Below are 14401 nucleotides of genomic sequence, written 5' to 3' on the forward strand. Positions count from 1 at the left end.
TCCCGGCTTTTACTTTTAGCTTTCCACAAACATATTACTGACCCAGCGTTGCAACCATTATAGCTTTAATGGTATGCATCCGGTTTTCAGCCTCATCAAATACAATGGAAGCAGAACTTTCGAAAACGTCCTCGGTTACCTCCATTGCTTCTAATCCGAATTTCTGATAAATATCTTCACCTACTTTGGTTTCGCGGTTATGGAACGCCGGCAGACAGTGCAGGAATTTCACATTCGGGTTACCTGTCATCTTCAGCACTTCGCTGTTAACCTGGTAAGGTTTCAACAATTCAATCCGCTCTGCCCAAACTTCTTCGGGCTCACCCATCGATACCCAAACATCGGTGTACAGGAAGTCGCAATCTTTTACCGCTTCGGCAACATTGTCGGTTACGGTAATTTTCGCTCCTGTTTCCTTCGCTATTTCGCGGCAAACGTTCTGCAATTCCTCCGACGGTTGACTTGCTGCAGGCGCTGCCGCGCGGAAATCCATTCCCATTTTGGCAGCACCTACCATCAGTGAGTTTCCCATATTATTCCGGGCGTCACCGAGGTAAGCAAATTTCACTTGCGAAAGCGGCTTATCGCTATGCTCCATCATGGTCAGAAAATCAGCCAAAATCTGCGTCGGGTGAAATTCATTGGTCAAACCGTTCCAAACCGGTACGCCAGCGTATTTTCCCAACTCCTCAACGATATCCTGTCCGAAACCACGATATTCAATTCCGTCGTACATACGTCCCAACACTCGGGCAGTATCTTTCATCGACTCCTTGTGCCCAATCTGAGATCCGCTTGGGCCTAAATAAGTAACATTGGCTCCCTGATCGTGTGCAGCCACCTCGAAAGCACACCGCGTGCGGGTTGACGATTTTTCAAAAATGAGCGCAATGTTTTTCCCTTTCATGCGGGGCTGTTCGGTACCTGCATACTTGGCAGCTTTCAAGTCAGCCGACAATTTCAACAGATGCTTTATTTCTTCCGGAGTGAAATCGAGTAATTTCAGAAAATTCCGGTTACGTAAATTGAATGCCATTTTCTTGATGTTTTTATGATGCTATTAATGATTTACAAAATTGATAATTCTCGGCCGGTCCACCTAACTTTTATTTTTCGGTTAACCGGAAAAAGTTTAATCATCGTAGTGCATGGTAATTTTTGAACCGTATGATTTATCGGCCAACTTCTTTGCTTCTGTAATCACGGATTTTTTTCCGCCATTCTCCACGAAATTCAACGCAGCTCTGATTTTGGGAGCCATATTTCCCTCACCAAAGGTACCAGCTTCGAGATATTTCAACGTATCGGCGTGATCCAAAAATTCCAGTTTTTCCTGCGTGGGTAACCCGAAATCTTTGTATATGAAAGAAACATCGGTCAAGATGTACAACTCATCGGCACCAATACTGGAAGCCAGTGTAGCTGAAGCCAAATCTTTATCTACGACGGCATCAACCGTACGGCAATCCTTGTTCTCATCGAAATAAACCGGGATACCGCCACCACCGGCTGCAATCACAATATTTCCCTGTCGTGCCAGTGATTCGATCACCTCCTTATTCATTACCTGCTTGGGAAACGGCGATGATACCACACGGCGCCAACCGCCTTCTTTTTTCGGGCTCGGTTTGAATGCCCAACCTTTTTCTTCCTGCAGTTTTTTCGCCTGCTCTTCAGTATAAATCATGCCGACCCGCTTGGTTGGATCCTGAAACGCCGGATCATCCTTGTCCACTTCCACCATGCTAATCATGGAAATAATATTTCGCTGTATTCCATGTTTATTCAGCAAGTTTCTGAACATCCTTTCAATCATGTAACCTATTCCGCCCTGCGAATCCGCCACGCATACGTCCAATGGCATGGGAGCAACACCATACATTTGCTCTCCGGCGTCGTTCCGCAACAGGATATTTCCCACCTGCGGTCCGTTACCATGGGAAATTACCAGGTCGTACCCTTCCTTTAACAGGAAAACAAGATTCTCCAGCGTATCCATCGTATTGGCTTCCTGCTGCTCGATGGTACCTTTTTCATCTCCGCGGAGTAAGGCATTGCCACCCAGGGCCACCACTGCCAGTTTATTCATAGTTTTATGTTATTAATTTTTCTGAATTTTGCCCTAAATTAGTGAGTCGAAGCTCCTGTTCTCTCTACTAAGTTCATGCTTTGCAGCAACATTTGACAGTTTGAACGATTAAGAATCGGGGAAGCTACAAATCACAACATTCGGCACTGTAATTGCTTGCAAAAAGAAAGAAATTTAAACAGCGGGGAAAGATGATTTTCGTCACACTCCTTATTTGTTGTTCCGAAGAGGGCATATCACGCGTTAAAAATTTGGTTAAATTTGCAGAGCATTAGCATATTTTTCATTCAGATTTAAACCTTTATCAGGTAAATGGCCAGGAAAAAGACCTCAAATACTTCCAGAAAAAAAAATCAAAAATCCAACTTCAGGAACCGTCTGAGCAAACTCAGCAGCTGGGAACGAGTCGGTGGAATTCTCTCCATCGGACTGTTTTTCTTTGCGCTTTATTTGCTCATATCACTCATTTCCTTTCTCCTGTCGGGAGGAGCTGACCAAAGTCAGTTGAGCCTAACAGCCCGGGAAATTTTGACTAATCCCAATTTGAAAATTGAGAATGTAGGTGGAAAATGGGGAGCCAACATGGCCGACTGGTTCATTAACCGCGGTATTGGCCTCGCCTCTTTTGGCGTTGTCTACCTGCTGTTGATACTTGCCATCAAGCTGGGACGAATCCATAAAGTTTCGCTGTCGAGAAACTTTGGCTACGGAATATTTCTCATCATCTGGACATCGGTAGCTCTGGGTTATTTCATGGCGCCACTCTATGAGCAGTCGTACCTCTATCCGGGTGGTGCTTACGGTTTTTTCATCAGTCAATGGTTTAATTCCGTTATCGGGAATGTGGGAACCTTCTTCCTGTTGATGGCTACCATGTTAATCTGCATTATCATCGCTTTCGAGAATGCATGGCCGGTGATGCGCAAATGGATGACACGCGTGAAAAAGCAGCCGGCAACCGACGCCCCGCTCTCGGATGAGGAAGTTTATTCAGAGCCCAAGGCTCCCGTTATCAACGAAAAAGACGATGCCTTCGCTAAAGTTGTCGAAGAAGACGACGAAGTGGAGGTCGTGTATGCCGATGACAATAACAAAAAAGGAGATATTGAAATAGAGCTCGAACCTGAACCAGAAGAAGATTCGCAGCAGCAAAAAACAGAAGATAACAAGGAAGAAGGTCCGAAAGATCCAGAACTGGAAGTAGAGAAACGGAAAGAGGACGATGTGGTGGATTCCATTCAGCAGGATCTGTCAGAAGATTACGACCCGACACTCGATCTTTCCCGTTATGAGTTCCCTTCACTTGATTTACTGAAAGAGTGGTCGACCGGAAATCCACAGGTAACCAATGAAGAGTTGATTGCCAACAAAAACCGGATCGTTGAGACGCTGAAAAATTACAACATCGAGATCGTCAAAATCAAGGCAACCTCCGGTCCGACAATTACGTTGTACGAGATTGTTCCGGCTCCGGGAATCAGGATTTCCAAAATCAAAAACCTGGAGGATGACATTGCTCTGAGTCTGGCGGCACTGGGAATCCGCATTATTGCGCCTATTCCAGGAAAGGGAACCGTGGGTATTGAAGTTCCGAACCGGAAACCGGAAATTGTTTCCATGCGCTCCATTATCGCGTCGCGTACTTTCCAGGAATCGGAATACGAACTGCCTATCGCGTTAGGTAAAACCATCTCGAATGAAACCTATGCGGTTGATTTAACCAAGATGCCGCACATCCTGGTGGCAGGTGCTACCGGTCAGGGTAAATCGGTTGGTTTGAACGCTATCATTACTTCGCTGGTATACAAAAAACATCCGTCGCAGTTGAAGTTTGTTTTTGTCGACCCGAAAAAGGTGGAGTTGAACCTGTACTCGGTGATGGAGAAACATTACCTCGCGAAAATGCCGGGTGAAGATGATCCGATCATCACGGATGTACAGAAAGTGAAAAACACGCTGAACTCCCTGAATTTGGAAATGGATAACCGATACGACTTGTTGAAAAAAGCCCATGCCCGTAACATCAAGGAGTACAACCAAAAATTTATTTCGAGAAGATTAAACCCGGAAAAAGGTTTCCGGTACCTGCCCTATATTGTGGTCGTCATCGATGAGTTTGCCGATCTGATTATGACGGCCGGCAAAGAGATTGAATTGCCTATAGCACGGATTGCCCAATTGGCCCGGGCCGTTGGTATTCATATGATCATCGCAACGCAGCGGCCTTCGACCAATATTATTACCGGTGTCATCAAAGCCAACTTCCCGGCAAGGATTGCTTTCCGGGTAGCCTCGATGGTTGACTCCAGAACTATTCTCGATTCGCCCGGAGCCAACCAGCTGATCGGAAAAGGTGATATGCTGGTTTCTACCGGAAGCAGCCTCACACGTGTGCAGTGTGCTTTCGTTGATACCCCGGAGGTGGAATCGATTGTACATTTCATTGGTGAGCAGCCAGGTTATCCTACTGCCTTCCTGCTGCCGGAATACATGGATGAAAGTTCTGATGAACCGGGCGCAGTCGACTTAAAAAACCGCGATGATTTGTTCGATGAAGCCGCCAGGTTGGTCGTTTTGAACCAAACTGGCTCCACTTCGGCTATTCAACGGAAATTTTCTATTGGTTACAACCGGGCAGGCCGAATTATGGACCAACTGGAGGCTGCCGGCGTTGTAGGTCCCAACGAAGGAAGCAAAGCACGACAGGTATTATTACAGGACGAATATTCTTTGGAACAATTATTGAATAACCTTTAAAAAATAAAGCCCTTGTTAAGCGGGAGTACAAACATGAGTAGAATGAAAAATTTTACATTAACCGTCTTGCTCGTCATGACAACCAGCCTGCTGTTTGCTCAGCAGGATAACAAAGCGAAAGAAATCCTCGATAAGCTTTCGGCAACAACAAAAAGCTATAAGACCATTCAGATCGATTTTTCCTTTACCCTGGAAAACCAGCAGGAAGACATCAAAGAAACGAACAGTGGCTGGGTAGCTTTGAAAGGTGACAAATACCGGTTACATATGCCGGCTTTAGGTATGGATGTTTACTCGGATGGAAAAACCAACTGGAGTTACCTTCCGGATGCCGGTGAAGTAAATGTAACGGACAATACGCCCGGACAGAATAATTCACTTAATCCGGCCAACCTTTTCACTATTTATGAAAAAGGTTTCAAATACCGGTACATTGGTGAAAAAAAGGTGGATGGCAAAAATGCATATGTGATTGACCTTTATCCGAAAGATTTAAATAAAGATTTCACGCGGGTTAAGCTGTACGTTGACGCAGCCAAATACCACATCATTAAGGCAATTACTTATAGTAAGGATGGTAACATTTACACGGTTGCATTGAAGAATATGAAAACCAACGTGGATTTACCTGACAGTTATTTCAAATTCGATACTTCGAAACATCCGGACGTGGATGTTATTGACATGCGGTAATTCCAGAAGTAAAAGACACAAAAAATGCTGACCCGTTTTTCGAGCCAGCATTTTTTTATATCGAAATTTCCTGTATTTCTTATTTATTCTTGGCGCCGGAATCTGATTTATTCTTCCGGGTCAATTGGCCTACTTCGGCAATTTCCATAAACGACGTTCCGCCGCCTACACCAAAGCTTCCGCCTACATAAACCACTTTGTCTTCCTCAGCCAGGCAACCTTCTTCTACCAAGCCGCGGAGAGCGTGTTTTACCAGCTTATCTTTGTTCTTTTTCACGACAATTTCACTGGCGTGAATACCGTACGAAAGTGCAAGCTCCCTCTTCACTTGCCCGGTGTGGCACTTGGCGTATACCGGACGACCACTACGGAATGCGGCCAGGTAACGTGCTGTTCTTCCCGTTAGGGTATCGGTAACAATTGCTTTTACGTCTAGTTCTTCAGCGGCCATCACAGCAGCTTCCGACAAGAATGCAGGTACCTCACCATCGAGACGCGGTACCGGCAGATCGTTACGCCTATCCTTACTTTTCTCCACTTCCATCGCAATGCGCGTCATGGTTTCAACCGCTTCAATCGGATAACTTCCGTAAGCTGTTTCACCTGAAAGCATAATTGCATCCGTACGGGCGTAAATAGCATTAGCCACATCACTTACCTCGGCGCGGGTTGGCCTTGGATTCTGAATCATGGTATGCAACATCTGCGTAGCAATAATTACGGGCTTTTTCCGCTGCACGCATCGGCGGATAATGTGTCGCTGAACTCCCGGAATTTTCTCGGCAGGAATTTCAATTCCCAAATCACCGCGGGCAACCATAATACCATATGCATAATCCAAAATCTCGTCGACGTTATTAACACCGTCCAGATTCTCAATTTTTGCTATGATTTTAATTTTACTTCCCTTACGGTCGAGAATCTCCTGAACAGCGAGTACATCCTCTTTATTACGCACAAATGAGTGAGCAATGAAATCCAAATCATTATCGACAGCCCATTCGATGAACATTTCATCTTTCGGTGAAATAGCCGGCAGTGAGAATGAAACTCCCGGAACATTGATACTCTTCCGGTTTTTGATTTCGCCATCGTTCACAACCACGGCTTCCAGCGCGTCGTCTTTTACGCCCTCCACTTTCAGCTCCAGTTCTCCATCGTCAATTAAGACCGAACGGTCAACTGACACGTCATTGGCAAAACCGGGATAATCTACGTAAAGAACTTCTTTACTTGATTCTCCTTCGCCACCTTTAATCAAAAGGCGATCGCCCTTCTTCACAACGATGGGCTCAGCAATATTTTTAGTCCTGACTTCAGGTCCTTTGGTATCGAGTAAAATAGCCAGAGAATCGGATACAGCCCGGACATCATTTACCAGTTGCAATGCAGTCTCGGGGGTTTGGTGCGCCGTATTGATTCGGACAACATTCATCCCCGCGTCGTACAATTTTGAAATAAATTCCGGATTACTGGTTTTGTCGGAAAGCGTTGCGACAATCTTGGTGTGCTTGTTTCGATTCATCTTGATAGAAAGATATTTTAATATAGTAATTGGCCGCGAAATTAAGTGATTTCAGCGAATGCCAGCTCTTTTCACCTTTCTAACAGCAGGAAATAAGATTTGTTTAATATGCCGGGAACGCCAAATACATATAACCCACTGATTTCATTATAGATAAATAAAAACTTAATCTATCGGGGTGCCATAACATTAAAATTACATTCCGTCAGGCAAGAAAACTCTCAACCGCCAACCGGTATGAATCAAGACCAAATCCCATGATACTTCCTTTGCAAACCGGCCCAATCAGCGATTCATGCCGAAAACTTTCGCGCGTCAGAATATTGGAAATATGAACTTCGACCACTGTTGAATTAATTCCGGAAATCGCGTCACGAATGGCAACCGACGTATGCGTGTACGCTCCGGCATTAATAATAATTCCCTCAGCCGAAAAACCAACTTCATGCAACTTGTTGACAATCTCTCCTTCTACATTCGATTGAAAATAATCAAACTCGATTTGAGGAAACCGTTCTTTCAATTTTACGTAATATTCATCAAAGGACTGATTTCCATAGATGGTCTTCTCTCTAACGCCCAAAAGATTAAGGTTTGGGCCATTTATTAAAATAATTTTCATTTAACTCAGATAATTCTTATATTTAACTAGATGTCAAAAAGAAAACATCATATTATTTCAAAACCTTTTCTTGCATCCCCCCTGGCATTTTTAACAATAATAAATGTTTTCTTAAACCAAATTTATTTAAAATTGTTACAAGTTAAAACTAAAATTGCTTCATTATGAATTGGGTTGAGAGCAAAAAGGGATACGAATCGTTTTTGAGACTTGAGAAATCGCTTTCTCAAAACTCAATTAGCGCCTACATTAACGATATCAATAAATTGATTTCGTTTTTGGAGGGTAAATTTAAAGAACTTCCGCCAGACAAGGTAAAACTCCAACATCTTCGTGAATTTGTTGAATGGATGAACCAGAAAGGTGTAAGTCCGCGTACGCAAGCCCGGACCATTTCGGGTATTAAGTCGTTCTATAAGTACTTACTCATGGAAGGTGTGATTGAAAACGACCCGACGACTTTGCTCGAATCGCCCAAAATCGGAAGGAAGTTGCCGGATATACTCAGTGACCAGGAAATTAACGATCTGATTAATGCGATTGATTTAAGCAAACCGGAAGGACAGCGGAATAAAGCCATGATTGAAACCCTTTACAGTTGCGGTCTCCGTGTCTCTGAACTGGTCAACCTGAAATTAAGCAATCTGCACTTCGATCAGGAATTCATAAAAATTGAAGGAAAAGGCGATAAAGAACGTCTGGTCCCAATCAGCAAGCAAGCAATTGAAGATATCAACAAATATTTAATTGGTTACCGCAAACGTCTGAAAGTGGATAAGGACAGCGAAAATATCCTATTCCTGAACCGTCGGGGTAAGCAACTCAGCCGTGTGATGATTTTTACCATCATCAAAAATCTGGCACAAAAAATCAACCTGAAGAAGAACATTAGTCCTCATACCTTCCGTCATTCATTTGCCTCGCAGCTGATTGATGGCGGTGCTGATTTAAGGGCTGTGCAGGAGATGCTGGGACATGAATCCATTCTTACGACTGAGATTTATACACACCTCGATAAAGACTATCTGAAGGATACCGTTAATCGTCATCATCCCAGATCCTGATAGGAAATTTTTATTTAAATTAAATAACAATATTACTAGAGAAGGTAGGCAAATTCTATGATTTGTTAATACCTTCTCTTATTTTTTATCATTTTATCACACCTCTCTATTACAGACCATTACGCACGCCACAAGACCATATCGGAAGCTTCTTTTTAGAATCAATATGCTTTACAGCAATAATATGTTTTAGAGCATAGAATTTTCAATTATTCGTTTATCTTTGACCACTGCGAAACTACGAGCATTAAAACCTTTATCAAATTATCTCATTATGAAAAATTTAGATTTGTCTGTTTACGGAATTGACAACGTAACAGAGATCGTCTACAACCCTTCTTATGAGCAGCTGTTCGAAGAAGAAACTAAACCTGGTCTGGATGGTTATGAGAAAGGTGTTGTAACTGAATTAGGTGCAGTGAATGTAATGACAGGTGTTTTCACCGGACGTTCGCCTAAGGACAAGTACATCGTCAAGGATGAAACCACCGAAAATACGATGTGGTGGACAACTGCACACTCTCCTAACGACAATAAACCGATTTCACCCAATGTATGGAAGCAACTGAAAGAAGTTGTTACTGACCAACTTTCAGGTAAGCGTCTCTTCGTAATGGATACCTACAGCGGAGCCAACGAAGATACCCGCATGAAAATCCGTTTCATTACGGAAGTTGCATGGCAGGCGCATTTTGTAAAAAATATGTTCATTCGCCCCACAGAGGAGGAACTGGCCAACTATGGTGAACCTGACTTTGTCGTGTTAAACGGCTCGAAAGCGACCAACCCCAACTGGAAAGAGCAGGGATTGAACTCTGATGTATTCACCGTATTCAACCTGACTGAAAAAATGCAGGTAATTGGCGGTACCTGGTATGGTGGTGAAATGAAGAAAGGTATGTTCGCCATGATGAACTACTACCTGCCTCTCCGTGGTATTGCAGCAATGCACTGCTCGGCAAACGTTGGTAAAGATGGCGATACAGCTATTTTCTTTGGTCTTTCCGGAACAGGAAAAACTACATTATCGACAGATCCGAAACGTCAGCTGATTGGTGACGATGAGCACGGATGGGACGACCAGGGTGTATTTAACTTCGAAGGCGGTTGCTATGCAAAAACTATCCGTTTGGATAAAGATAGCGAGCCTGATATTTTCAATGCCATCAGGCGCGATGCGCTTCTCGAAAACGTTACGGTTGACGAAAATGGCAAAGTTGATTTCAACGATGGTTCGGTAACTGAGAACACCCGTGTTTCTTATCCGATCTACCACATCGAAAATATCGTAAAACCAGTATCGAAAGCAGGACATGCGAAGAAAGTTATCTTCCTGACGGCTGATGCATTTGGTGTATTGCCTCCTGTCTCTAAATTGACAAAAGAGCAAACCAAATATCACTTCCTTTCAGGATTTACGGCAAAACTGGCCGGAACCGAGCGTGGTGTCACTTCACCGCAGCCTACATTCTCTGCTTGTTTTGGTGAGGCTTTCCTGTCTCTTCACCCGACCAAATACGGTCAGGAGTTGGTTAAACGAATGGAAGCTGCCGGTGCTGAAGCTTACCTGGTTAACACCGGATGGAACGGAACCGGAAAACGTATCTCGATCAAAGATACACGTGCTATCATCGACCGCATTTTGGACGGCTCGATTGAAAAAGCAGAAACTAAAATGGTTCCGATCTTCAATCTGGAAGTTCCGACTGCACTCGAAAATGTTGACACCAACATACTCGATCCGCGTAACACCTACGCTGATGCAGCAGAATGGGAAAACAAAGCCAAAGACCTGGCTGAACGTTTCATCAAGAACTTCGAGAAATATACCGACAACGAAGAAGGAAAAGCATTGGTTGCTGCCGGTCCACAACTCGAACATTCGAAAATTTAATACCCACTTCTTTACATACAAATCCCGGGAAATTGAGTTTCCCGGGATTTTTTATGGCTTAATTAAATCATCAAGTGCCGAATCGATATCCGGAAATTGGAACTTGTAGCCGGCTTCCGATAATTTCCGGGGTAGAACAGTAGGTCCATGACTGAGCGCTGTTGCTCCTTCTGAGAACACTAATTTTAGCGCAAAGGCAGGAACCGCCATAAACGAAGGTCTTCCCAGCTTCCGGGCCAACTTTCGGGTAAATGTTTCATTATTCACCGGATAAGGAGCTGTAAAATTGAACACACCTTTTAATTCTTTTTTGGCCAAAAGAAACTGAACCGCGCCCACTACATCGTCCAAATGGATGAAAGAGAAGCCTTGCTTGCCGCTGGCCACAGTACCCCCAAGTCCCATTCTGAAAATGGGCAATAATCTTCCGAACATGCCGCCATCTTTTCCAAGAACGAGCCCCATCCGCATAATCACCAACCGAACACCCAACGCTTCCACTTCCGATGCCGCACCTTCCCATCGCGTGGCTACTTCTCCCAGAAAATCGTGTCCGTATTCAAACACTTCTTCATCGTGCGTGCCCGAATTAGCATAGATACCGATAGCCGAAGCCGATAAAAACATCTCCGGCCGATCATCAGTAGACATCGCTTTTAATGCGCCAACCAGCTGACGGGTCACCTTAATCCGGCTCTCCATAATTTCCTGCTTGTAGGCCTGTGTCCAGCGCTTCACGATGGGAGCACCAGCCAGGTTGATAATTCCGTCAACGCCAGTTAAAAGCTGAACGAGATAGTTCTCGCCGCGCTTAAAATCAGCTCTTAGCAACGGAACCACTTCAATGCCGGAGCTGACAAATGCCTCGCGCAATGCTCCGCCAATGAATCCTGTACTTCCTGATATGGCAATTTTCATTCTGACGTATTTTTTCTGTTTAGGTTTATAATATTTATTCGTTTTCGGTGCCAGCCTGCTTCATGGTTAACACCGACATCTCTTTGTTCTGAAAAGTTTCAGAAGAAAATAACTCCGAAAACCGGAAAGAATCGCGTCATTTTAAATCTGTCCGGGCATAAGGAAAACTCTTTACAATAAAATTACCTGTTTTCGCTAAAACAACTTTATTTTGTATCGGACAAAGACAGATTCATGGTCAATAAAAAGAATACATCCTCCACACGCGGAAAAAGAAAACGTATACCTGTTAAAAAGAACAGTAAGTTTCATATCCCCAAACAAATTACAAAGCAAAGAGTTTGGCGATGGGCGCTCAATATCTCGCTGTTTGGAATCTTTCTGCTGGGAGCCCTTTTTGTTTTGGTTTACATCGGTGCTTTCGGGCCCTTGCCTACGACACAAGAGTTGAAAGATGTGAGAAACCCGGTTGCTTCCGAAGTATATTCTTCTGATGGGCACCTTCTGGGACGCTATTACATCCAGAACCGAAGCAATGTGACTTTTGACCAAATTTCGCCGAACGTCATTCACGCGCTAGTGGCCACCGAGGATGCCCGTTTTTATGAACATCGTGGAATTGATGAGTGGGCTTTGCTGCGGGTCTTTGTCAAGTCCATTTTGTTGCAGGACCGAAGTGCGGGCGGCGGCTCCACCCTTTCGCAACAAATTGCTAAAAACATTTTCGGCCGCGATAACTACGGGCCACTTTCCATGCCGGTCAACAAACTCAGGGAAGCTATTATTGCTTATCGTTTGGAGAAGATTTACACCAAAAACGAAATTCTAACCCTGTATCTCAACACGGTTCCGTTCAGTGAAAATACGTACGGAATCGAAACCGCATCGGAGCGTTTCTTCGATAAGAAGCCTGCTGATTTAACAGTTCCGGAAGCGGCAACACTCGTGGGAACACTAAAAGCCAGCAATGCTTATAATCCACGCCTTCACCCAAAAAGATCGAAAGAGCGCCGTGATCTCGTCATCAGCCTCATGGTTAAGAACAATTACCTAGCGGAAGAGGAGGGCGAAAAGTATAAAAAAACACCTTTAACGCTTCACTATAACTACCTGGTATATAACACCGGACCGGCTGCTTATTTGCGTGAACACATCCGGTTGGAAATGGAAGACTGGTGCAGCCATGTGACCAAACCCAACGGCACCCCGTATGATTTATACACCGATGGTTTGAAGATTTACACGACCATCAATTATAAAATGCAGGAATATGCCGAAGACGCGATGCAGGAACAGATGAAGAGTCTGCAGGACATATTCGACAAGCATTGGCATAACCGGCAGCCCTGGGGACATGACGAGGATGTGTTGAAAAGAGCGGTGCAGCGCTCCGACCGATATATCCGGATGAAAGATGCCGGAAAAACAGAAAAAGAAATCAGTGCAGCCTTTCATCAATTAATACCGATGAAAGTGTTTAGCTGGGGCGATATAAAAACGGTTGAAATGACGCCTATCGACTCGGTGAAACATTCGCTGCGTACCCTGCGGAGTGCTTTTCTGGCCCTTTCCCCGAAAGATGGTGCTGTAAAGGTTTGGATTGGCGGCAACGACTTCCGCTTTTACCAGTACGACCAGGTGACCGCCAGCCGGCAGGTGGGCTCTACCTTCAAACCGATTGTGTATGCTGCTGCATTGGAAAACGGAGTTGAGCCGGACAAATATTACGCCAACGAAGAGGTTACGTACCCGGAATACGACGACTGGACACCGCATAATGCTGAAGATGAATACGGCGGCTATTATTCGCTCGAGGGAGCGTTGAGCGAATCGATCAATACAGTATCGGTACAGGTGTTACTTGATGCCGGAATGGCCAATGCAGTGCGACTGGCGCACCGGATGGGCATTGATGTCGATTTGCCTGAAGTTCCTTCTCTCGCGCTGGGAGTGGCCGATATTCCGCTCGAAGAGATGGTTACTGCGTATGCACCATTTGCCAATGGCGGGAAAAGCGTAAAACCGTATTATCTCCTTCGTGTAGAAGACTCGAAAGGGCATGTGCTGAAAACGTTCCATAAGGATGAAGATTCCGATGAAGAACAGGTTATTTCGGCACAGACGGCTCACATTATGACCCATTACCTGGAAGCGGTGGTGGACAGTGGAACCGGCCGCGCCATTCGTACCCGGTTTGGTATCCGTAGCGACTTTGCCGGAAAGACCGGAACCACGCAAAACCACGCCGATGGTTGGTTTATTGGCTACACGCCCGATTTGGTAACCGGTTGCTGGGTCGGTGCCGAAGATCCGGCGGTTCATTTCCGCACGCTCTATTACGGACAAGGAGCTCGAATGGCTTTGCCTGTTGTGGGTGATTTCTTCCACAAACTCTACCGCGATCGTTCCTTTGCATCCATGCGCTATCACAGCTTCGATATGGGAGACGACCAGCGTTTACTGGCCTCACTCGATATTCCCCACTACCGTGATGAGCTTCCCCACAAGAAATTCATTGATTTTGGCTGGTTATTCGGTCGCCATAAAGACAAGGCTGCAAAAGATAAGAAACAACTGCAGCAACAGGAAGACAGTACGCAGTCGCCCGCCGATCAGGAGAAAAAGCATTCCAGCATTTGGGAAAAAATCAAAAACGCTTTTCGCAAGAAGAATTAAAGCTGTTACAGCACAGCGGAAAGAAAAATACGTGTGTATCTCTCATGCCCTGGCTTCAGGGGACTAAAAATACGCGTGTATTTCTTATGACCGGACTTCAGGAGAACAGAAATATGTGGGTATTTCTCATGCCGGCGCTTCAGTGGAAGGAAAAATCACGCGA

At 44.8% G+C, this 14401-nt stretch carries 10 protein-coding genes; 5 read left to right on the forward strand and 5 right to left on the reverse strand.

All coding sequences use genetic code 11. The annotated features are described in order from the left end of the window. Positions 1-34: 34 nt before the first annotated feature. Positions 35-1036: an ornithine carbamoyltransferase gene (locus AC060N_RS15175; RefSeq protein WP_479524570.1), complete on the reverse strand. Its 1002-nt coding sequence runs from the start codon at positions 1034-1036 to the stop codon at positions 35-37. Between the two features lie 96 nt (positions 1037-1132). Further along, on the reverse strand, positions 1133-2089 hold the full coding sequence (locus tag AC060N_RS15180) for a carbamate kinase (protein ID WP_479524571.1): 957 nt from the start codon (positions 2087-2089) through the stop codon (positions 1133-1135). A gap of 312 nt (positions 2090-2401) precedes the next feature. Here AC060N_RS15180 and AC060N_RS15185 point away from each other — a divergent pair, with 312 nt between their 5' ends. Both AC060N_RS15185 and lolA1 read left to right on the forward strand, forming a co-directional pair. After that, positions 2402-4846, forward strand: coding sequence for an FtsK/SpoIIIE family DNA translocase (locus AC060N_RS15185; RefSeq protein ID WP_479524572.1), 2445 nt, complete (start codon positions 2402-2404; stop codon positions 4844-4846). 42 nt (positions 4847-4888) lie between these two features. After that, on the forward strand, positions 4889-5539 hold the full coding sequence (lolA1, locus tag AC060N_RS15190; protein WP_170108897.1) for an outer membrane lipoprotein periplasmic chaperone LolA1: 651 nt from the start codon (positions 4889-4891) through the stop codon (positions 5537-5539). A gap of 79 nt (positions 5540-5618) precedes the next feature. On the opposite strand, the gene pyk is transcribed toward lolA1, so the two are convergent. Together pyk and aroQ are read right to left on the reverse strand one after the other, a co-directional pair. Next, the gene (gene pyk / locus AC060N_RS15195; RefSeq protein WP_479524573.1) at positions 5619-7064 is read right to left on the reverse strand and encodes a pyruvate kinase; all 1446 of its coding nucleotides are present in this window, start codon (positions 7062-7064) and stop codon (positions 5619-5621) included. A 205-nt stretch (positions 7065-7269) separates the two neighbouring features. Continuing rightward, on the reverse strand, positions 7270-7686 hold the full coding sequence (gene aroQ / locus AC060N_RS15200) for a type II 3-dehydroquinate dehydratase (protein ID WP_479524574.1): 417 nt from the start codon (positions 7684-7686) through the stop codon (positions 7270-7272). Positions 7687-7850: 164 nt separating this feature from the next. Between aroQ and xerD the strand changes: the two genes are divergently transcribed. Continuing rightward, the gene (xerD, locus tag AC060N_RS15205; protein WP_106541707.1) at positions 7851-8750 is read left to right on the forward strand and encodes a site-specific tyrosine recombinase XerD; all 900 of its coding nucleotides are present in this window, start codon (positions 7851-7853) and stop codon (positions 8748-8750) included. A 274-nt stretch (positions 8751-9024) separates the two neighbouring features. Continuing rightward, positions 9025-10644 (forward strand): phosphoenolpyruvate carboxykinase (ATP), encoded by a 1620-nt coding sequence (pckA, locus tag AC060N_RS15210; protein WP_153639905.1) that lies wholly within the window; start codon positions 9025-9027, stop codon positions 10642-10644. A gap of 51 nt (positions 10645-10695) precedes the next feature. On the opposite strand, the gene AC060N_RS15215 is transcribed toward pckA, so the two are convergent. Further along, positions 10696-11562 carry a TIGR01777 family oxidoreductase gene (locus AC060N_RS15215; protein ID WP_106541709.1) on the reverse strand — a complete coding sequence of 289 codons (867 nt, stop codon included), beginning with the start codon at positions 11560-11562 and terminating at the stop codon, positions 10696-10698. Positions 11563-11796: 234 nt separating this feature from the next. On the opposite strand from AC060N_RS15215, the gene AC060N_RS15220 reads away from it, so the two are divergent. Continuing rightward, positions 11797-14238 (forward strand): penicillin-binding protein 1A, encoded by a 2442-nt coding sequence (locus AC060N_RS15220; RefSeq protein ID WP_479524575.1) that lies wholly within the window; start codon positions 11797-11799, stop codon positions 14236-14238. The last annotated feature ends 163 nt before the right edge of the window (positions 14239-14401 follow it).

The organism is Prolixibacter sp. DSM 2831 (assembly GCF_056493735.1).

Bases quoted from the DNA above. Each gene is read 5' to 3' on its own strand.
- lolA1 (WP_170108897.1), top strand. From the start codon at position 4,889: ATGAAAAATTTTACATTAACCGTCTTGCTCGTCATGACAACCAGCCTG.
- aroQ (WP_479524574.1), bottom strand. From the start codon at position 7,686: ATGAAAATTATTTTAATAAATGGCCCAAACCTTAATCTTTTGGGCGTT.
- xerD (WP_106541707.1), top strand. From the start codon at position 7,851: ATGAATTGGGTTGAGAGCAAAAAGGGATACGAATCGTTTTTGAGACTT.
- AC060N_RS15185 (WP_479524572.1), top strand. From the start codon at position 2,402: ATGGCCAGGAAAAAGACCTCAAATACTTCCAGAAAAAAAAATCAAAAA.
- AC060N_RS15180 (WP_479524571.1), bottom strand. From the start codon at position 2,089: ATGAATAAACTGGCAGTGGTGGCCCTGGGTGGCAATGCCTTACTCCGC.
- AC060N_RS15220 (WP_479524575.1), top strand. From the start codon at position 11,797: ATGGTCAATAAAAAGAATACATCCTCCACACGCGGAAAAAGAAAACGT.
- AC060N_RS15215 (WP_106541709.1), bottom strand. From the start codon at position 11,562: ATGAAAATTGCCATATCAGGAAGTACAGGATTCATTGGCGGAGCATTG.
- AC060N_RS15175 (WP_479524570.1), bottom strand. From the start codon at position 1,036: ATGGCATTCAATTTACGTAACCGGAATTTTCTGAAATTACTCGATTTC.
- pyk (WP_479524573.1), bottom strand. From the start codon at position 7,064: ATGAATCGAAACAAGCACACCAAGATTGTCGCAACGCTTTCCGACAAA.
- pckA (WP_153639905.1), top strand. From the start codon at position 9,025: ATGAAAAATTTAGATTTGTCTGTTTACGGAATTGACAACGTAACAGAG.